Here is a 21,514-nt window from a genome sequence, read left to right as displayed (position 1 = left end):
GCAGAACGAAAATGGATTTTACGCAAATAGAAGGTAACGGCATTTATGGCTGGCAGCGTTAACAAGGTTATTCTGGTCGGCAATCTGGGCAAGGACCCCGAAGTGCGTTCCAGCCAGAGCGGTGCAAAGATTGTTTCCTTCTCTCTGGCTACCAGCGACACATGGAATGACCGCGCATCTGGGGAACGACGTGAACGCACAGAGTGGCATCGCGTGGTCATTTTCAATGAACGTCTGGCTGATGTAGCCGAACGTTTCCTGCGCAAAGGCCGCAAAGTTTATCTGGAAGGTTCCCTGCAGACCAGAAAATGGACAGATCAGGGCGGTCAGGAACGCTACACGACGGAAGTGATTATTGACCGTTTCCGTGGTGAGCTGGTGCTGCTGGATAGCCGCAATAGTGGCGAAGGCGAAGGTGAAGGCAGCGGTGGCTTTGGCGGCGGAAGCAGCTATGGCGGCTATAATAGTGGCGGCGGCAGTGGTTATGGCGCCCCATCATCCGCTCCACGCCAGCCGCCAGCACAGCGCAGCGGTAGCAATAACTCCGGCGGCTGGGATGCTTCTGGCGGCAACGGAGATCTTGATGACGAAATTCCGTTCTAATCACTCAAACTGATTGGAGGCTGGCTGCAATATCGGGTGGCCAGCCTTATCCATTCCAGACATGTCTCCTGCTGTTTCCTCCCCACTCCGTGTCAAGCTGGCTGGATATCTGACAGCAGTAGGTTTGGTGTGTCTGAGCATCTTCCCATTTTTTCTATTCTATAGCCGCGCCCTTTCAGACACGTTTGCTTCTGTTATTGGTGGGCTGTTTCTTCTGCACTGTTACCTGTTGAAGAACTGGCAATGGGTTAAACAACCTTGGCTTAAACTGGCCGCATTATTTTGCGGGTTCAGCTTGCTTTCCTCCATACATGTTGGCATTACGGGAGCATGGGTTCAGGCGCTCTGCCTACCTCGGATTTTTCTGTTTTGTGTAGCACTGCAATGCTGGCTTCTTGCCACTGAAGCACGGCGCATATGGCTGGAGCGCATCTGCTTACTGGCGGCCTTATGGTTGATAAGCCAATGCTGGCAACAGTATCTAACCGGCACCAATCTGATGGGTATGCCGCGCTGGGGTGATGGCAGCTTGACAGGGCCATTCATAAAGCCCCGTGCGGGTTTTACGCTGCTGATGCTGTTTTTTCCCGGCATTATGCCGAGCGTTTTACGCCTGTTACGCCACAATAAGCTGAAATATTGGGTTCTTGGCTGCGCGCTCTTGTTGCTGAGCGTTACAACTATGGTGCTTATCGGCCAACGCATGAGCTGTGTGCTGCTCTTTTTTGGCCTGTCTCTTACAGCATTTATCTTCCCTCGTTTTCGCCTGCCCTTTGGCCTCATTCTTGCTTGTGCCGGTGGATTGATTGCCAGCCTGCCTGTGATCTCTCCGCCCGTTTACGCCAAGCTTGTTCTGAAATTTTCAGATCAACTGCATCATTTCGCCCAAAGCGATTATGGTAAGCTTTTCCGCTCTGCCATTACTATGGTTGCCCAACATCCTTGGATGGGGCTGGGTATGGATGGCTTTAGAAATTTCTGCCACGTTCCTATCCAAACTCATGCCTTATCTTTTCTGGGCATAGAAACGCTTACAAATGATACGGATCGGGGCTGTAACATTCACCCTCATAACTATTATCTGCAAATTGCCACAACAGCCGGTTTACCAGGCCTTGTGCTGTTTATAGCGCTGGCTTTCCAATGGTTGCGCACTGGGTGGAGAGCGCTAAATGTAGAGCATCATCCGCAGCAAGCCATGCTATTTGTGACCTGTTGCATTTTGTTATGGCCCATTACTTCAACCAGTGCTGTTTTTTCTTTTCCCACAGCGGGATGGATTTTTATGTTCGTTGGTTGGCTTATCGCAGCATCAAGCTCACAAAAACGTGCATAATTGTGTTAAGAGCCCTTTTGGAAATTCGCTATGATAGGTTTTCAAGAGGTTTTGAGCGTGATTCAAAGGCAGGATGTGGACGCCAGCACAACGAGGCCGCATGGCCGGAATTACACGCAAGACGAAACGCTATCCGTCTGATCTGACAGATGAGGAATGGGAGCGCATAGCGCCTCTGATGCCCCCTGCGAACCGGCGTGGTCGGAAACGGACAACCGATTTCCGTGAGATCATCAATGCTCTGCGCTATCTCGTGCGCTCAGGCTGCGGTTGGGAGATGCTTCCGGTTCATTTTGGCCCATGGCAAACGGTTTACTGGTGGTTCCGCAGGCTGATGCGCCGTTTCCTGTTCCAGACCATTCATGATGTCTGTCTGATGCTCGATCGTGAAGCGACAGGACGCGAAACCAGTCCATCGGGTGGTGTCATTGATAGCCAGAGTATCAAGGCACCCCACGCAAAGACACGTGGTTATGACGCAGGCAAGAAGATCGTCGGTCGGAAACGTCACATCGCAGTTGATACGGATGGCCGCCTTCTCCTGGTCCAGCTGACAACAGCCGATATTTCGGACAGTGCAGGAGGACAGATGATCCTTGATGCCATTCGTAAACGCTGGCCTTGGGTGAAGCACCTGTTTGCCGATGGAGCCTATGACCGCCTCCAGTTGATGGATAAGGCCACTTTTCTCGACTTCACAGTCGAGATCATCCGGCGGTCAGAGACAGCAAAAGGGTTTGAAATCCTGCCGCGTCGGTGGGTTGTGGAACGGACCTTCGGTTGGATAATCCGCTGGCGTCGCCTTGTGAAGGACTACGAACAGCGGATCGACGTCGCAGAGGCCATGATCCACATCGCCATGGGAAGCCTCATGCTACGCCGAAACGCTCATCCGTGAATTTCCAAAAGGGCTCTACGGCGTGTCGTCAGTTAAGCAGGATGATGATTGAGGCGAACTGCACGGCTGCGAGGAAGGTCGATTTCAGTTTATCGTAGCGGGTTGCGATAGCGCGAAACTGCTTGAGTTTATTGAAGAACCTCTCAACAAGGTTCCGTTCGCGGTAGAGAGAAAAATCGGTTTTCCGTCGTGTCGTTCTGTTGCGTTTTGGCGGGATGACCGGGGTAATCCCGCGCTGTATCAGCCGATCGATCAACCTGTCCGCGTCATACGCCTTGTCAGCAAGGAAAGCATCCGGTTCGATGTTTTCCAGAAGTGGTTCTGCCTGGGTGATATCGGCATCCTGTCCCGGTGTGATGCCGAGTTCCACTGGATTGCCCAGAGCGTCGCAGATGGCATGGATCTTTGTAGTTAGCCCGCCTCGTGATCGTCCGATGGCCTGATCCGTGCCCCTTTTTTGAGAGCTCCGGCACTATGCTGATGCGCTCGGACAATTGTGCTGTCGATCATCATGTATTCGTTGTCGTAATCAGCGGCCAGATAACGAAATATCCGTTCGACGCGGATTTCTTCTGTGATGGGGTGGACGGCTCCCAACGGCATCGCGATGTGCCAAGGTGAAGTCGTTGCAGAATTCACAGAGGAGGCCACCCATGGAACAAATTATCCGTATTGGCATGGACACGTCAAAAAGTGTTTTCCAATTGCACGGTGTAAACGCGAAGGAGCAGCCTGTTTTGCGCAGGAAGCTATCCCGCCGGGAGATGGTAAAGTTTTTTGAGAAACTGCCCCCGATTGAAATCGCGATTGAGGCCTGTGGCGCCTCCCATTACTGGGGGCGGGTGCTCTCGTGTCTGGGACACACAGTGAAGCTGATCGCGCCGCAGCTCGTGAAGCCTTATGTCAAGCGCGGGAAAAACGATGCCGCCGACGCGGAAGCCCTCTGTGAAGCGATGAGTCGGCCTACAATGCGGTTCGTCCCGCTCAAGAGCGAGGAAGAGCAGGCAGCGTTGATGCTGATTGGAATGCGGGCACGACTTATCCGGAACCGCACACAGCTCGCCAATACGATCCGGGGATATGCTGCCGAGTTTGGGATCACGGCGCCCAAAGGCATGTGCCGGATTGAGGCACTCCTTGATCGGATCGCTGCGGACGAAAGCCTGCCCACATTGACGCGCGAGTTGTTTGCCCTTCACGCAAAGGAATATGCTGAATTGCAAGGTGAAATCGAACAGCTTGAGGGCAAGGTGATGGCATGGCACCGCGCCAACGAATGCAGTCAGCGTCTTGCGAAAATTCCGGGCGTTGGCCCGATCGGCGCAGCGCTGCTGATGATGAAAACGCCTGATCCGCATCTGTTCAAATCGGGTCGAGCCTTTGCGGCCTGGATCGGATTGACGCCCAGGGATCACTCAACCGGTGGAAAAACAAGGCTTGGCAGAATCACACGCGCTGGCGATGAGGTCTTGCGAAGCACGCTGGTGGTTGGCGCGACCGCAGTCGTGTCGCATGCCCGGCGGACCAATGGGAAGAATGCCTCATCTTGGTTACGTGAATTGCTGGAGCGCAAAAAACCGAAACTCGCAGCGGTGGCCCTTGCCAATAAGATTGCGCGGATTGCCTGGAAACTGATGGTCAGCGGCGAACACTATAAGCGCCTTCTGCAGCAACCCGGCGCAGCTGCTGTTTGAGCTTAGCCTGGCACGATGCGCTGACATTTGACGCTCTCGTGCCGAGCTGAGGTCGTGGCTTGCAAGTAATAGAGCAGATGGTGTGATCGATCGATCCATGGCGTGAGAAAACCCGTGGCAACCAGTGGTCATCAAAGACCGCTTCTGTGTTTGGGGCTCACGCTGCGGAAGCCATCTTGGCCAGCGACCCTATGGCCGCATCAACAGGCCGGACATATGGAAGCAAAGATCCGATCATTTTCTTGCCTAGCCCCTTGCAAGGGGGAGCCGTCCACATATGGTTGCCGTCCGTTATGCAAGAGTTTTCTGACCCATATTGACGTGTGATCGTGTGCGGTCTTCTGTAAGGCCTGTTGATGTGGCCTTTCAGAAGCCACTGGCCAGTATGGTGATCAGCGGATCAGATCCAAATCTCACAGGCGTGCTTTAAAGCACAGAGAAATCCACTGGTTTTTCCGATCCGGATCAGACGATCATGCGCCCATTCAGGTCATCGCCCTCTCACACCCCTACCGGTTCCATCCGCGGGAGCCGAGCCATCGCTCAGGCTGCCACGGACAGGGCCGGATCCCGATAATCCTCCTGTTTTGTTGCCATGGCCCAGATGGCTCGTGCCATCCTGTTGGCCAGCGCAATGGCTACCAGCATACGGGGCTTGCGGGCCAGCATCCGTGCCAGCCAGCTTCCCGGTGCAGGGGCCTTACGGCTGGCCCAGTTCACCTGGGTCATGGCGCCCATGATGAGAAGCCTGCGGATATCAGCCTGCCCGGCTTTTGATATCTTCCCCAGCCTTTCCTTTCCGCCAGATGAGAACTGACGGGGCACCAGCCCCAGCCACGCAGCAAAGTCGCGCCCGCGCCGGAAGCTCTGCAGGTCAGGCGCAAAAGCTTCAATCGCAAGAGCGGTCAGAGGACCCACTCCAGGCATGCTCTGCAATCTGCAGGTGTTTTCACTTTCCTGGGCAAGCATCCTGATCTTCTTTGTTCTGACATCAATCCGCACACTCTGCTCCGAAATCTGTCGCAGCGGATCAAGGCATTCCTGCTTCACAGCCTCTGGCAGAACCGCCTCATCCAGCATGGCTTCAATGTGTCTGATATGCGCAATCCCCTGTGGCACGACGAGACCGAATTCATACAGAACGGCACGCAGGGCATTCACCAGTTCCGTGCGCTGGTGCACCAGACGCTGCCGGGCCCGGAAAAGAACGCCACGCGCCTGCTGCGCTTCAGTGCGTGGTTCGACAAAGCGCATTTCCGGCTGACGGGCCGCAATGACAATCGCTTCCGCATCAGCAGCATCGTTCTTCTGGCGCTTCACGAAAGGCTTCACATACTGCGGAGCGATCAGTCTGACCTCGTGACCAGCTCCTGCCAGTTCGCGAGCCCAGTAATGCGCGCTCCCGCACGCTTCAAGAACGACCAGAGCAGGCGGCTGCGTGGCCATGAACTGCATAAACTGCTGACGACGCAGCTTTTTGCGAAACATCACCTCGCCCGCACGCGAAGCTCCATGAACCTGGAAAATGTTCTTTGCCAGATCAACGCCTATCACTGTATCCTTCATCTGCCGTCCTTTCGCGCAGTCGTTTCTTCCAACGACCATTCTGGCACATTGCGATGCCGTGCGGGGAGGACGGCAACCACCCCATCTCACACTTGAGGCAATTTCGGGTCATTTTGTAGAATTCAGTCATCCCACAGGAGCCCGATCTGGAATATTGACGATATTCTGCTTCTGGCGGCGGGTTCTGAACGCAGTGCGGGTGTCACGGCCTGAGAAGGCAGTGTTGGTGGAAGCTATGTGGTCTGTGCACTGTCTGTTTCTTCAGACGGCCTGCCGGAGCCTTCGCAATCGTGCATGAGCGAGGGCGAATTCATGCTGACAGGGGAACATGTCCGGCATGGACAGGACAATCCGACGGACGCTGAGCGTTACACGTGTCGCGATTTTGAGCAGTCGTGCGCGGATGGTGCCACAGGTCGCCGTCTCCAGGCTGGTCTGGCCAAGGGCCATCTTTTGCAGAGCGGTGAGCAGGACATAGGCTGCGGCCGAGAACCACAGCCGGAGCTGGTTGGCGCGGATGGTATGGGAGGATGTCCTGTCTGAGAACAGATCCATCTGGCATTCCTTGATGCGGTTTTCCATATCCCCGCGTGCGCAGTAAATCTGTTCGTAGAGATGGCGGGGGTCGGACATTCCCTGCGGTAGCGTGGTGACAATAAAGCGATGATAGCGGTTGCCGTGGCGCCATTCGGCCTTGGCCACGACCCGCCTGCGGCGCGTCCAGCTGTCCTTTGTGATCCAGTCAAAGGAGGCGAAACCGCGCGCAGCTCTGCCTGTCGTGGCGGCTTCGTCACGAACCTCAGCGGACAAAGAGGCAATCCGGTCATACAGGCGGGTGTTGCCTGCAAGCCCAAACAGGAAGTCAACGTGGTTGTCTTCGCACCATGTCATCAGACTGTCCCGGGCGAAACCGCTGTCCCCACGCACCAGGATACGCACCCGGGGCCAGCGGCTCCTGATCTGCTCCACGATCCGGCGGATGTCTGCCAGTGCTTCCTTCCCCGGGTCCCTGTCTGCCGTGCGCAGGGTAGCGCTGAGGAGATGATCCCCGCAGAAGACATACAGGGGAAGATAGCAGTTATGGCCGTAATACCCATGAAAGGCACGGCCTTCCTGATGGCCATGGATACGGTCATCGGTCGCGTCCACGTCCAGAACGATCCGGGCAGGAGCCCGATCATGCCGGTCCATGTAGAGCGTGACGAACAGGGTAGCCAGGGCCTCATGATCAGCAATGATCCGACAGTAACGATCTGCCTTGTGCCCACTGCGCTCCAACCGGTTCAGTGTAGATTTGCCAGCCAATGCTGCGCAGTTTGCCCGGCCTCCTGACAGACGGCCCGAGGCCAGACCAAAGATCAGGTCATGCCGCAGGGCATCGTGATCATTGAGATCTTCATAGCCCAGTGCCAGGCCCATGATCCGCTGACGGACAAGGTCTTCAACCCGGTATTCCACAAAGCCGGGATGCCGTTCATCGCGAAAACAGGCAGCAAAGCGGCGGCTGAGACCCAGAATGTCATCAGCCTGCTTCACCAGAATGACGCCCCCATCCGAACTCATGCGACCCCCGTCAAAACGGGCCACAACACGCCGTCCACAGGAGGCTGGAAACTCATACGCGCCTGCGCTACACTCTGTCTGCATCGGGTTCGTTTATTGCTTATGAAAAATTATTTTGTACAAAACAGACTTTTTCATAATCTAACCCGATGTACAACCCTTCTGTGAGATTTCCGCGTCGAAGCCGTGCGATGGGCCTTGAGATAGGTCGCATCAATCATGATTGTCTGAGGCTCTGCCTTGCCAGTAGCCAATCCCTCCATCATGCGGATGAAGATCCCCATAGCACTCCAGCGCTTCCAGCGGTTGTAGAGCGTCTTGTGTGGACCGTATTCCCGGGGGGCATCACGCCAGCGCAGACCATTTCTGTTCACGAAAATGATCCCACTCAACACACGACGGTCATCAACGCGAGGTTTGCCATGGCTCTTCGGGAAAAAGGGCCGCAGACGATCCATCTGTTCCTCGGTCAGCCAATACAGGTCACTCATCTTCAGTCTCCTCACAGAGGCTGAATCAGATTTCCGCAATCAAATCAATGGGTCCTGAGCCTAAGGTCTTCATAGCCCAGTGCCAGGCCCATGATCCGCTGACGGACAAGGTCTTCAACCCGGTATTCCACAAAGCCGGGATGCCGCTTATCGCGAAAACAGGCAGCAAAGCGGCGGCTGAGACCCAGAATGTCATCAGCCTGCTTCACCAGAATGACGCCCCCATCCGAACTCATGCGACCCCCGTCAAAACGGGCCACAACACGCCGTCCACAGGAGGCTGGAAACTCATACGCGCCTGCGCTACACTCTGTCTGCATCGGGTTTTCTTATAGCTTACGAAAATTTCTTTTACACAAAATAGACTTTTTCATAATCTAACTCGATGTACAACCCTTCCGTGAGATTTCCGCGTCGATGGTGTATCGCAGCATGGCAATGCCTTGGTTGTTGGGAATGACGGCAACCTAATTTACGAGGTTTGTTTCTTAAGCGGCAGCATGATTCGCACTTCTGAAGGCGAAATTCCTGTTGAAAACCTTGTTGTTGGTACAGAAGTTATTACCTTTGATTGGCAGAACAATAAGGAAACAACGCGCCCGGTTGTGTGGATAGGTAAGGCCCAATGCAATGTTCGCCCTGACCTACCTGATGATGAAGCCGGGTATCCTGTACGTGTGTGCAAAAATGCCCTTGCTGAAGGTATACCTTACAAGGATATGCTGATTACCGCAGAACATTGCCTGTTCTTTGATGGTAAGTTCGTACCCGTACGTATGCTGGTAAACGGAATTTCCATTTTTTACGATAAGTCCATTACCTCCTATGATTATTATCATGTGGAAACAGATCAGCATTCCGTTATCATTGCAGATGGTATGCTAACAGAAAGCTATCTGGATACAGGCAACCGTCGTAATTTCTGTCAGAAAGGTACGGTTATCCGCCTACGTGGCACCCATCGTAATTGGGAAGAAGATGCCGGTGCACCTTTGTGCGTAGATCGTGTTTTTGTTGAACCCTTGTTCCACAAGCTAAAAGCACGGAACAGAAGCTCCGCCGAGGCGCCAGTATCTGCTGAACTAACATATGATCCTAATCTGTACCTCTTTACAGAAAACGGAACTACGCTTCACCCTATCCGGCAGGATGGACAGCACTACAGCTTCATGCTGCCAGCCAACACAAATTCTGTGCGCATTGTTTCCCGCGCCAACCGCCCGACAGATGTCATCGGTCCATTTGTAAATGACCGTCGCCTGATGGGTGTTGCTGTGGGAGATGTACATCTTCTTTCTGCCAAACATCAGTATGAAATTACCTCCCACCTTCAGGCTAAAAAACCAGGCGGTTGGCATGATACGGATTGGACTGATTGCGCATGGACCAATGGTAACGCTGTACTGCCTTTGGAAGGTTATCTCTCCCACGGCAATATTGGCATTCTATCCATAACTATTCGCGCAGCAGGGCCTTTTCTGGCCCATAATGAGAATAAAGTAGATACCAAACGTTCTGCCTGAACGGCCTGATATAATACTTATTTCTATGCAGGCTCTACTCTTTTGGGTAGAGCCTGTTTTTTATTGTTCCACAATTATTTTTTCTTGCATTCACTGCGCCTATCAATTCCCGCTTATCGCTCCGCAGCCCCTTCGGCATAACTGTATTATTTTGGCATCACTCTCTATCCATATTCACACATATATAGATTTATGTACCAATATATATAGACAAGCTGATATCAGGCCCGGCAAAAGAAGCTCACCCCTTTGTTCTTTACTTTAAACCCGGACCTGCCAGATCTATGCACGATCGTTTCCAGACTTTTTGCGCCGCCGGAACATTTGGCGCCCTTTTGTTGACAACTTCGGCACTGGCTGCAACGCCTACTTCTACAAAGCCGCACACGGGCAACAAACAAGCCGCTATCAAAACAGCAGCACCAAAAAAACAAGCCACCGCAGCCCCCATTGCAGGGATATTGGATGGCTCCAATGGTGAAACTGTGAATGTTCATGGCCACCATGCAGCCGATGGTACGGCTGCCAAATATATGAACAAAATTGTGTATCTGGGCCCATTAGGTAACCGAGATACTCTGGATACACCTTATTCCGTCATGGGTGTTCCGCACGATGTTGTGGTGAACCAGCAGATCCGCAACCTCAACGACATGGCGCAATATCTGCCTTCCGTGCAATTGGAAGTTCGTGGTGACCCCAACACATCTCGCCCACAATCCCGCGGGTTTGAAGCTGATGTGATCTCCAACTCTCGCCTTGATGGGCTTAACGTTGTTGCCACTACGCCTTATGCGGCAGAATGGGTAGACAACTTGCAAGTTCTGAACGGCCTTGCAGGCGCAATGTATGGGCCAGAAAACCCGGCCGGTGTTTTTGAATATACACTTAAACGCCCCACGGATCGGCGTACTGAACGCCTTTCTGTTGGTGTTGATTCCATTGGCACGCCAACCGTTAATGGCGATATTTCTGGCCGTTTAGGGCGGAATGGCTGGTTTGGTTACCGCCTGAACATGCTGCATGCCAACGGCACAGCTTATACACAAGGCAGTATGGTACGCCGCGAAATGGTTAGCGGTGATTTTGATATCTATCTTGATGACAAGACGGTTATCGAAATTGATGCCAGCCATTATACTTTTGACCAACGCGGCACTGCTCCGGGTTTTGGTATTCTAGCAACCGGCGTAGGCGGAGACAAACTTCCCGAAGCGCCGGATCTGAGCAAGCGGCTGGCTCCTGAATGGAGCGGCTACAATATGGAAACCAATACGTTTCTTGCCAACATTAAGCACCAGATCAACAAGGATTGGAGCTTCACACTCGGCGGCCTGTATCAGGATGCCGCCAGACAATCCTTTGGTGTGGCAGATACATTGTGCGATGGCAGCAAAACCTGTGGTGGTCTAACTGGTAGCGATGGCTGGTTTAGTTCCAAAGCAACAGCCACAACCACGGCGAATGATTTCCGTGTAGGCAGTAACATGGCCTATTTTAACGGACGCGTTCACACCGGCCCCTTGCAGCATGATCTGGTAATTGGCACCAACGGTTACATGATGGGCAATTACAACCCCACAGGTGCTGTAACAAGTGCGCAGAACTTGGGGGTATATAATCTTTCCGGCGCTTCCCCTTCCAGCGGCACACAGCCTTATTATCACGGGCGTTATAAATCCAGCAGTGTCACCAGCCAGTCTTTTATTGTGGGTGACACAATGCGCATCAACAAACATTGGTCTATTATGGGCACCCTTGCATGGAGCTGGATCAATCAGGAAAGTGCGCTGAATTCTAAAAGCCCTCTGAGAAAAACATTTGATACATCCGCAGCTTTTAGCCCGACGACCAGCGTGATGTACAAACCAACAGATAACCAGACCATCTATTTCACCTATGGTCGCTCTGTTGAAGCAGGGCCTGTTACTCCTAATAGTGCAAGCTACACTAACACAAACATGGCGCTGCCCATTGCACATTCTGAAGAATATGAAGTGGGCTACAAACTGCGTTACAAGACAATGCAGTTTAACGTTGCCGGTTTCCGTATGACATCACCTTACGCCATGTATGTGGCCGCAAAAAACCCGGATGCGGGTTGTGCAGCCATGACAAATTGCCAGACCTATCAATATGGTGGCACGCAGCGGAACTATGGTGTGGAAGCGCAAATTTCTGGCGAAGTGCTGCCTAATCTTTCTGTACTTGCTGGCATGACATGGCTGGATGCAGAACTGGTACATGCAGCATCCTCCTCGCTCAACAATAAGGAAATTGTTGGTGCTGCACCCTTGCAGGCCAACATGCTGCTAGATTATCGCTTGCCGGCTTCTATGGGGTCATTTGCATCTGGTTGGGCCTTCAATGCCAATGTGCATTATATGGGCAACCGTGCAGCCAACGTTACCAACACGCTCCATACCGGGTCCTACACCACGTTGGATCTGGGCACGCGCTACGCATTCCATGTGGCACAGTTTCCGTGGGTTGTACGTTTTGGGGTGAGTAACGCGACAAATGAACGCTACTGGGCCTCTGTTTATACAGGCGCACCAAGTGGCACATCCGGCGCTGCATCCAGCCTATATGCCGGATTACCACGTGTTTATCACTTCACTTTCTCTGCGGAGTTCTGATACTCTTTTCCGCATAATCAAACGCAGGGAAAATAGAACCAACATGCGTGTTACCAATAGACTGATAACTCCGCCGGTTCTATTTTCCATCTGCATAAGTTTTTTCATATTCAGAAATATAGAAGGCTTTGGCGGCCTGCCTTTCAGCGATGAATCCGGGCACATTCTAGGTGTTCTCGCCATGCAGCATGGTGATCGGCTTTATCGAGACTATATTGATGCACATGGGCCTCTTGTTTTCATGCTCTCATGGATACTTGGCCCTGTTGCGGGTACTTCGCACCTTTGGATTTTCCGGTTTGTTTCTACCCTTATGGCCAGCCTTGCCGGGCTGGCCATTTTTTGTACATCTCTTTTTACTGTTAATTGGCAGCGTTACCTGGCCACTACCATGTGGTTAGGAGGCATTGCATCTGTCTGGACTGTACAAGGCCTTAATCTGGATAGTTATTGGCCCATTGGCGGTGCATTAACTGTTATCAGCATGGCTACTTTTGTAGTGCCACTATGTCTTAATAAGTCTGTATCTATGCCTCAGGCTTTTTGTGGTGGTTTTGCCACAGCACTTTTGCCTTTCGCAGCCTATGCGTTTGGTCCACTCGCCATTTTCTTTTACGCCATTCCTTGCCTGATTTGGTTGTTTCATCGCTCAGCTTACAAAGAAACCATAAAAGGAATTACGCTGGGGTGCCTTTGTGCCTGTTTGGTTATGGCATTATGGCTCGCGCTCTATGGTGATATTGGTGGCATGATTGCTTTCCATATTATCGCCAACCAAAAATGGTATGTGCATTACATTCCCTTTGGCATAGATGCCTTTCTGCACGGCATGGCGCTTTCCTTTGCGCCTGATCGCATTCTAGAAACACTGCCTGTCATCACCATTGGTCTCGGTAGTTTTCTTCTTATCTGGAAAAGCACCTATAAACTCTGTGCCCTTCTAGCTATCTGCGGTCTGCTGACACTTCAGATACGAGGTATGGATGTCTTTCAAAACGGAGCTTTCCTTATGGCCGCTTTTGCTTTGGCAAGCTTGACGGCCACAGCCTGCTTAAAAAATCGCCCTAATATTTTATCGCTCTTAGCATTTGGTAGCGTTGGAGGAATATTTCTAGTCTCCCAACACGCCCTCTCTTCTCCTTGGGGGCAGACACTGGCGCAAAGACACGCCGCTGGGTGGCATCTGACGCAAAATGACTCTGTTGATTTTGCCAGAACCATTCGTGCCTATACACGCCCCGATGAATGGATTTTGGCTGTTCCGTATAGCCCTGATGTATATCTTCTGGCCCACCGTTTACCCATAAAGAAATATCATGCGTATCTCCCATGGGAAGCGGATTACGCCGCCCACCCGTGGCATGGGTATGATCGCGATTTATGTGTTGATTTACCCAAAGATAAACCTCCAGCCATTTATTTTGATAGCTGGGTTATTTGGGGTGTGCATGATCCAAAAAAGTTCATGTCCTGCGTGGTTGATATTCTGCACACAGATTATACCCAAATGCGTGCGGGATCTTCCGTCTATATCAGGAATGATCGTCTGGCCCATCCACCATCCTGAAACATAAATAGTATCTGCTTCAAATTTTATGCAGACACTTTATTTAATTTTATAAATTCAAAAATAAAAATACTAAAAAGTGTTATTATACAGCGTGTTGGCTTGGGAATAATAATTTAATTTTTGGTAGCCATCAGTTTATCCTTGCATTCCTTTTGTTTTGCGCACATTGATAGCGCAAGCGGATGCTTTTATCTGAGTCATCGGCGCATGTTGCGTCAGTTTTTCTCCTTAAAAGTTATGATTTCGTGTGTATTTTGTACACGACCGCAGTTGTAAAAAAGGAGCCTTGTTATGGCAACAGGCACCGTAAAATGGTTTAACCCTACAAAGGGTTTTGGTTTCATTCAGCCGGACAATGGGGGACAGGACGCGTTCGTTCATATCTCTGAGCTTGAGCGCGCCGGTATGCATACCCTTACCGAAGGTCAGCAGGTCTCTTACGAGCTCGAAGCTGGCCGTAACGGCAAGGCATCTGCAGTAAGCATTAAAGCAATCTAATTGCTTTAAGCTGCATTTGATGCTGTAAAAAGCCGCCCTTTAGGGCGGCTTTTTATTTGCCGTTTTTTCAAATATCCAATTATCCTTTTTCTTTCCAGCCACCACCCATTGAACGATAAAGCGTGACCAGATTTTGATATCTGGATACATCTACTGAGATTTGATTTTGCTGTGCCTGCAAATAGGCTCGCTGCGATTCCAATGTTGTTAAATAGGAATCTATCCCTGCTTCGTAACGCATTTTTGCAAGACGATAAGCATCCCCTGAAGCACTTACCAAGGCATCTACTTCTTTCTGCTCATCCAAATACGCCTTTCTACCAGCCAGCGCATCTGCAACTTCCCGAAATGCTGTCTGCACTGTTTTTTCGTAAGCCGTAATTTTGCTATCCCGACGCGCTTTGGAAGCTTTTAGGTTTCCTGAATTCTGGCCCCATGTCCACAAGGGAATCTGAATGGTTGGGTTAACGCCCCAAGTGGTTGCCGCAGATGTAAACAGTTTATGAAACTGCAAGCTGGAAATACCATCACTGGCCGTAAGTGTAATGCGCGGGAAAAACGCTGCACGCGCTGCACCAATATCCGCCTGCGCAGACAACAGATCATGTTCAGCCTGCGCAATATCCGGCCGACGATTCAGAAGGTCAGACGGCAAACCTGCAGGTACATCCGCCAGAACAGTTTGCTGCCCCAAATTGGAAGGGGGCGGCAAGTTTGCAGGAATGGGTGCCCCTATCAGCAAGCTGATAAGATTTTCATCCTGCTCCACCCTTCTTTGAGAATCAGCCAGCAGGCCAGCACTTTGTGCAACCTGCGTTTCTGCCTGCCGGACAGTCAGCAGATCAGCTTCCCCGTGGTTATATTTATCTTGGATTAGCTGCAATGTGCCTTGCTGGCTGCTCAGCGTGTTTTGCGCAAGTACGACGTCCTGCTTATCGCCTAGCCACGCAATATAGGCATTAGCAACCTGTGCAATAATACTGATGGTAACACCACGCAGGTTTTCCTGCTGGGCTAGCGTTTCTTCTGCCGCCTCTCGGCTAAGGGAGCGGATACGGCCAAAAATATCAATTTCGTAGGCCGAAAATCCAATTCCCCCCTGATAGAAACGGAATGGATTACGCGCCATGCCTGTACCTGTCTGGGCTGTATCCAAACCAGGTGCAAAGCTCAAACCCGCAGCATCTGATGGGGCCTGATACATCGGCCCACCTGTTGCCCCAATGCTGGGGAACAGGCCTGCATGCTGGATATCATAACGCCCCTGAGCTTCTACAATGCTGGCCGCAGCCTGCCGGATATCTCTATTTTCACGCAGGGCAATTGTAATCAGCTGCTGCAAACGCGGGTCTATAAAAAAGTCCCGCCAGCCGATATCGGATGCAGCCTTTTGCAACATGGCATTATCTGTGTGCTGATAATCTGCCCATGTTTGTGCAAGCGGCGGTTGTGGTCGCTTGTATTTGGGTATCATGGTGCAGCCACCCAAAAGCCCGACAGACACTGCGAAACATGCAACCTGACGATACAAGCGCGACTGACGTGATGCGGAAAAATGCGTCATAGTTTTACTCGTGTCCGTCAGAATTCATAATCTGGGCGTGTGGGTCTGTGCGTTCATTAATGCGCTTCACCTTGAAAAGCCGAAGAACAACCACAAAGAACACAGGCACAAAATAAACAGCCAGCAACGTTGCCGAAGCCATACCGCCTACCACAGCCGTGCCAATGGCAACACGCGCGGCAGACCCTGCCCCGGATGCAATAGCCAGCGGGAATACCCCCACCACAAAGGCAATGGATGTCATTAAAATCGGGCGCAAACGTTCGCGCGCAGCGGTTAGAACGGCCTCTTCCAAGGTCTTGCCTTGCTCAAAGCCCATTTTGGCAAATTCAACAATCAGAATGGCGTTCTTAACAGCTAACCCAACAGTCGTAAGCAGCCCTACTTGGAAATAGACGTCGTTCGCCAAGCCACGCATCAACGTTGCAATAATTGCACCAACAACCCCCAGCGGAATAACCAGAAGAACCGCCAGCGGAATAGCCCAACTTTCGTACAACGCTGCCAGACACAGCAGAATAACAATCATAGCCAGAGCATAAAGCGGCCCTGTAGAAGACCCAGACGCGTTCTGTTCGAAAGACAGACCAGTCCATTCATAGCCAATACCTGCAGGCAGTTTTTTCAAGATATTGGTAATTGTCGCCAGTGCCTGCCCAGAACTGTAACCTGCGGCAGGCTGCCCCAAAATTTCAAAAGCATTGAAGCTGTTATAGTTTTCAACCTTCTGGGGGCCAGAAATCCAGTGGGCGCTTACAAAAGCATTAAGCGGCACCAATGTGTTCGTAAAGTTGCGGATATACCATTTATCCAGATCCTGCGGCTGCATACGGGAACTGGCAACGCCTTGGATATATACCTGCTTTACACGGTCGTTCCGCGTAAATTGGTTAACGTAAATAGACCCCAATGCCCCTTCAATAGTGGTATTGATATCATCAATTGTTACGCCAAGAGCGTTTGCTTTTTCCCGGTCAATATCCAGATGGTACTGGCCAGCATCTTCCATGCCATTCGGACGTACCGCCAGCAGGCTTGGGTCCTGAGCAGCCATGCCCAGCACCATATTGCGAGCTTCCAGAAGTTTTTGATGGCCCAAATGCGCACGGTCTTCCAACTCAAGGTCAAAGCCCGTTGCGTTACCTAGCTCAAGAATGGCTGGCGGGTTAAAGGCCAGAATCTGCGCTTTGGGGCTGCCCCAAAAGTGCATCATAATCCGCATGGCAATAGCAGCAGAAGATTGTGATGCTTTGGGGCGGACAGACCAATCCTTCAAACGGATAAAGAACGCGCCAGAGTTCTGGCTCTGCCCAGCAAAGTTAAACCCGTTTACAGAATAAACGGATTCAACAGAATCAGCTTCTGTCTTGAGAATATAATCTGCAACAGCGTGGTTAATCTCGGCTGTCTTTTCCATGGGAGCATTGGGCGGCATGGTGATCTGCCCAAAAATCAGCCCCTGATCTTCATCCGGCAAAAAGCCACCGGGCACCCGTAGAAACAGAACAACCACAATGGCTGTAATGAGAACAAAAGCCCCCATTGCCAGCATAAAATGCCGCAGAAGATAGTTTACGCCACCAAGGTAGCCGTTGGTTAGCTTTGTAAAATTGCGGTTAAACCACCCGGCCACGCCTTTGGTTTTTTCATGCTGCCCCGGCTTTAGCATGGTGGCGCACAGAGCTGGCGTAAGCACCATAGCCACCAACACGGAAAGCCACATAGCCGAAACAATGGTGATAGAAAACTGCCGGTAAATAACCCCGACGGACCCAGAAAACGCCGCCATAGGCAAGAACACCGCAGACAGAACCAGCACGATACCCACCAGCGCGCCAGAGATTTCATCCATGGAAACACGGGCAGCTTCCCGCGGAGAAAGCTGCTTTTCCGTCATCACACGCTCAACGTTTTCCACCACCACAATGGCATCATCCACCAGCAAGCCAACAGCCAGCACCATGGCCAGCATGGTAAGTGTATTGATAGAATACCCCAAAAGATTCAGCAGCCCGAACGTACCCAGCAACACAACAGGTACCGCAATGGTGGGAATAAGCGTGGCACGGAAATTCTGCAAAAACACCAGCATGACCAAAAAGACCAAGCCAATGGCTTCCAGCAGTGTTTCAACCACCTCCCCAATAGAAAGCGTAATAAACGGTTCGGTATCCAGCGGATAAACGGTTTTCAAACCCGGCGGGAAAAACTGTTCCAACTCATGCAACTGAGCACGCACTGCGGCTTCTGTTGCAATCTGGTTTGCACCCGGTGCCAGCTTAAGCGCCATACCGGAAGCCGGCATGTTATTATAATAGGAATTGGTGTTGTAAGTCTGCGGCCCAAGTTCAACTTTGGCGATATCCTGAATACGCACCTGAGAACCATCAGGCTGCACTTTCAGCAGAATTCTTTCAAACTCTTCCGGAGATGTCAGACGCTGCGGGCCAATAATAGTGGCGTCCAACCGAATACCCTTGGTGGCAGGCAAACCACCAAGCTCACCGGATGAAAGCTGAATGTTCTGGGTCTGAATGGCTGTTTCAACATCTCTTACGGTCAGGCCGTAGTTGAACAGCTTGGCCGGGTCCATCCAGATACGCATGGAATATTCAGAACCAAACAGCGTATGATCACCCACGCCGGACACACGGCTGAGCGGGTCTGAAATATTGGACGCCACATAATCAGCAATATCACCGCCGTTCATGCTGCCATCGGTGGAAATAAAAGCCACCACGAGCATGAAGTTCTTAACTGCCTTGGTAATGCTCAAGCCCTGAGCAGTGACTTCTGTTGGTAGTTTTGGCTGCGCAAGCTGGAGCTTGTTTTGTACCTGTACCTGCGCAATATCGGGGTCTGTCCCCTGCGCAAAGGTCAGATCAATTTCCATCTGGCCCGAGGCATAAGACTGCGCCGAAATGTACTCCAAATGATCCAGACCGAACATCTGCTGCAAGATCGGGCGCACAACAGTATCGTTCACCGTATCAGCCGAAGCACCCGGATACGTCACACTGATGGCAATTTGCGGCGGCGCAATGCTGGGGTACTGGGAAATAGGCAGCCGAAAAATGGACAGCCCCCCAACCAGCATAATAATAAGACTGATCACCCACGCAAAAATTGGCCGATCAATAAAAAAGCGTGAAAGGCTCATGCTGGTTACTGGCTCTTTTGAGAGTTCTGATCTACGGGGCTGGCGGCATTGGCTGCAGGTTGTGGGGCCTCTTCATGCGGATCAACCTTAGCTCCGGGCGTTACTTTTTGCAGCCCTTCCACAACAATGCGTTCGCCTTCCTTCAGCCCGGATGTCACAATCCAACTGGTGCCAATGGTTTGCCCAGTGGTGATCTGGCGTAGATCAACCGTGTTGTCGGGTTTAACCACCCATACCTGCGGGTCACCATGTGTGTTACGTGTTACGGCATCCTGCGGCACCACAAGGGCGGCGGGGTCCACGCCCTCATCCAACTGGGCATGTACATACATACCAGGCAGCAACATTTTATCCGGGTTCGGCATGATGGCACGTACAATAACAGTGGCCGTAGCGGTATCCACGTTCACTTCAGAAAGCGCCATCTGGCCTGTGTGTTCATAGACAGAGCCATCTTCCAGCGTGACCTTTACCGGAACCTTGCCATCTTCCTGCCGTTGAATACGTCCTTCCGCCAGTTCGCGCTTAAGGCGTAACAGCGTGATGGCAGGTAGATTAACGTCAATATATATAGGATCCAGCCGCGTGATAATGGCCGTATTGTCTGTCTGGTTTGCCGTAACCAACGCGCCAACGGTTATCAGCGTACGGCTGATCCGACCGGAAATGGACGCATACATTTTTGTATAGCCCAGATTCACCTGTGCGCTTTCTACCTGCCCCTGTGCATTTAGGATACGCCCTTGAGCTTCCTTTTCCGCGGCCAGAGCATCATCGAAATCCTGCTGGCTAATGGCATGAGACTGTACAAGCCCACGATAGCGATTCAGCTTGGCACGCGCCGTAACCTCGGCAGCCTGAGCTTCTGCCAACTGCCCACGCGCTGTGTCATATACCGCTTTATAACGTGAAGGATCAATTTGGTACAGCTGCTGGCCTGCAACAACATCAGCGCCTTCACGGAACAGCCGCTTTTCAATAACACCTGTAACCTGCGGGCGAACCTGTGCAATTTCAAAAGCATCCGTACGACCGGGAAGAGTGGTATGCACCGCAACAGACTGCTTTTTCATAACCTGAACCTGCACACTTTGCGGCGGCATTTCAGGGGTAGATGCCTTCTGATCGCATCCTGACAGCCCTATGAGCACACCCACAACAGCAGCATGGGTTAAACTACTGACTTCCCGCTTCATTAGGGAATCCTTTTAAGAAATTTTGAAATAATCGTTGCTCCAACATCTGCAGATACTGTTTTAAAATAACATCTTACTCACCCTGTACCTGCAAAAAACCACATGTTTTACCTGAACAATGCAAGCCATTCAGAATACAATTCAAAACCGCGCAAACAAGATCATTTTAGTCCTGTTTCTTGCATAAATCTGCGGCTTGTCAAACACTATATTCATATCTGGCTTGCCTGAAACGCAACAATCCTACCGGACTCTACGGCGTGTCGTCAGTTAAGCAGGATGATGATTGAGGCGAACTGCACGGCTGCGAGGAAGGTCGATTTCAGTTTATCGTAGCGGGTTGCGATAGCGCGAAACTGCTTGAGTTTATTGAAGAACCTCTCAACAAGGTTCCGTTCGCGGTAGAGAGAAAAATCGGTTTTCCGTCGTGTCGTTCTGTTGCGTTTTGGCGGGATGACCGGGGTAATCCCGCGCTGTATCAGCCGATCGATCAACCTGTCCGCGTCATACGCCTTGTCAGCAAGGAAAGCATCCGGTTCGATGTTTTCCAGAAGTGGTTCTGCCTGGGTGATATCGGCATCCTGTCCCGGTGTGATGCCGAGTTCCACTGGATTGCCCAGAGCGTCGCAGATGGCATGGATCTTTGTAGTTAGCCCGCCTCGTGATCGTCCGATGGCCTGATCCGTGCCCCTTTTTTGAGAGCTCCGGCACTATGCTGATGCGCTCGGACAATTGTGCTGTCGATCATCATGTATTCGTTGTCGTAATCAGCGGCCAGATAACGAAATATCCGTTCGATGACGCCGCTTTCACACCAGCGGCGCAGACGCCGGTGCACGTTTTTCCAGTCACCGAAACGGGCAGGAAGGTCGCGCCATGGAATACCCGCGCGATAGCGATACAGCACCGCCTCCACGAACAGACGGTTGTTCACCGCAGTGCCGCCGACATAGCCTTCTCGACCAGGAAGAAGATCCTTTATCCGCTCCCACTGGTCATCGCGTAAACTATAGCGCCGCATCTGTCTGTCTCCCCAAAAAAACGGGAAAACAGTCAGCACACGCAGACACAAAGTACAACCCTCACGTGCCACTCTCAGGGCTTAACTGACGACACGCCGTAGGAACTTCCGGCATAGCAGCCTGCATCTTGTCGTGTCATGATCACTTTTGCGTGATTATATGCCTTTGCATGACACCACATGCAAGGCTTG

Annotated in this window: 13 protein-coding genes and 4 pseudogenes; 8 read left to right on the top strand and 9 right to left on the bottom strand. The window is 51.7% G+C overall.

From position 1 onward, the window contains the following. Positions 1-45 precede the first annotated feature (45 nt). From ssb to A4S02_RS12975, 3 genes are all read left to right on the top strand, one after another. A complete protein-coding gene (gene ssb / locus A4S02_RS12985; RefSeq protein ID WP_070324019.1) occupies positions 46-603 on the top strand; it encodes a single-stranded DNA-binding protein in 558 nt (185 codons plus the stop codon). 61 nt (positions 604-664) lie between these two features. Further along, complete coding sequence (locus A4S02_RS12980; protein WP_070324018.1) at positions 665-1,939, top strand: O-antigen ligase family protein; 1,275 nt, start codon at positions 665-667, stop codon at positions 1,937-1,939. 73 nt (positions 1,940-2,012) lie between these two features. Next, positions 2,013-2,837 (top strand): IS5-like element IS12528 family transposase, encoded by an 825-nt coding sequence (locus A4S02_RS12975; protein ID WP_082246844.1) that lies wholly within the window; start codon positions 2,013-2,015, stop codon positions 2,835-2,837. Positions 2,838-2,865: 28 nt separating this feature from the next. Here the strand turns inward: A4S02_RS12975 and A4S02_RS15390 are convergent. Further along, a pseudogene (locus tag A4S02_RS15390) lies at positions 2,866-3,395 on the bottom strand (IS5 family transposase); the annotation flags it as partial. A 95-nt stretch (positions 3,396-3,490) separates the two neighbouring features. Between A4S02_RS15390 and A4S02_RS12960 the strand changes: the two are divergent. After that, positions 3,491-4,531 carry an IS110 family RNA-guided transposase gene (locus tag A4S02_RS12960; protein WP_012813095.1) on the top strand — a complete coding sequence of 347 codons (1,041 nt, stop codon included), beginning with the start codon at positions 3,491-3,493 and terminating at the stop codon, positions 4,529-4,531. Between the two features lie 543 nt (positions 4,532-5,074). Here A4S02_RS12960 and A4S02_RS12955 read toward each other — a convergent pair. The 4 genes and pseudogenes from A4S02_RS12955 to A4S02_RS12940 all read right to left on the bottom strand — a co-directional run. After that, entirely contained in the window at positions 5,075-6,097 is a 1,023-nt protein-coding gene (locus tag A4S02_RS12955; protein WP_070323524.1) for an IS110 family RNA-guided transposase, read from the bottom strand. Positions 6,098-6,358: 261 nt separating this feature from the next. Beyond that, entirely contained in the window at positions 6,359-7,744 is a 1,386-nt protein-coding gene (locus A4S02_RS12950) for an IS1380-like element IS1380A family transposase (RefSeq protein ID WP_070324015.1), read from the bottom strand. Positions 7,745-7,836: 92 nt separating this feature from the next. Then, positions 7,837-8,151 (bottom strand): annotated as a pseudogene (locus tag A4S02_RS12945) (transposase); the annotation flags it as partial. A gap of 62 nt (positions 8,152-8,213) precedes the next feature. Continuing rightward, positions 8,214-8,471 (bottom strand): annotated as a pseudogene (locus A4S02_RS12940) (transposase); the annotation flags it as partial. Positions 8,472-8,564: 93 nt separating this feature from the next. Here A4S02_RS12940 and A4S02_RS12935 point away from each other — a divergent pair. From A4S02_RS12935 to A4S02_RS12920, 4 genes and pseudogenes are all read left to right on the top strand, one after another. After that, a pseudogene (locus A4S02_RS12935) lies at positions 8,565-9,674 on the top strand (Hint domain-containing protein); the annotation flags it as partial. A 284-nt stretch (positions 9,675-9,958) separates the two neighbouring features. Further along, entirely contained in the window at positions 9,959-12,313 is a 2,355-nt protein-coding gene (locus tag A4S02_RS12930) for a TonB-dependent siderophore receptor (RefSeq protein WP_070324012.1), read from the top strand. A 43-nt stretch (positions 12,314-12,356) separates the two neighbouring features. Further along, on the top strand, positions 12,357-13,880 hold the full coding sequence (locus A4S02_RS15880) for a hypothetical protein (RefSeq protein WP_070324011.1): 1,524 nt from the start codon (positions 12,357-12,359) through the stop codon (positions 13,878-13,880). Between the two features lie 294 nt (positions 13,881-14,174). Continuing rightward, a complete protein-coding gene (locus A4S02_RS12920) occupies positions 14,175-14,381 on the top strand; it encodes a cold-shock protein (RefSeq protein ID WP_070324010.1) in 207 nt (68 codons plus the stop codon). Positions 14,382-14,460: 79 nt separating this feature from the next. Here A4S02_RS12920 and A4S02_RS12915 read toward each other — a convergent pair whose 3' ends face one another. The 4 genes from A4S02_RS12915 to A4S02_RS15375 form a co-directional block, all read right to left on the bottom strand. Next, on the bottom strand, positions 14,461-15,945 hold the full coding sequence (locus tag A4S02_RS12915) for an efflux transporter outer membrane subunit (RefSeq protein WP_070324009.1): 1,485 nt from the start codon (positions 15,943-15,945) through the stop codon (positions 14,461-14,463). Between the two features lie 4 nt (positions 15,946-15,949). Further along, positions 15,950-19,105 (bottom strand): efflux RND transporter permease subunit, encoded by a 3,156-nt coding sequence (locus tag A4S02_RS12910; RefSeq protein ID WP_070324008.1) that lies wholly within the window; start codon positions 19,103-19,105, stop codon positions 15,950-15,952. Between the two features lie 5 nt (positions 19,106-19,110). Further along, complete coding sequence (locus A4S02_RS12905; RefSeq protein WP_070324007.1) at positions 19,111-20,301, bottom strand: efflux RND transporter periplasmic adaptor subunit; 1,191 nt, start codon at positions 20,299-20,301, stop codon at positions 19,111-19,113. A 266-nt stretch (positions 20,302-20,567) separates the two neighbouring features. Continuing rightward, positions 20,568-21,322 (bottom strand): IS5 family transposase gene (locus A4S02_RS15375; RefSeq protein WP_087651418.1). Its coding sequence is split into 2 segments (ribosomal slippage): positions 20,568-20,983 and positions 20,983-21,322, totalling 756 coding nucleotides; the frame shifts between segments, so codons are not numbered across the junction. Positions 21,323-21,514 lie beyond the last annotated feature (192 nt).

Source organism: Acetobacter ascendens, from assembly GCF_001766235.1.
In the GTDB taxonomy this organism is placed as follows: Bacteria; Pseudomonadota; Alphaproteobacteria; order Acetobacterales; family Acetobacteraceae; genus Acetobacter; species Acetobacter ascendens.
The sequence above is the reverse complement of the archived record's forward strand: the minus strand, read 5'-3'. Positions and strand labels throughout refer to the sequence as shown.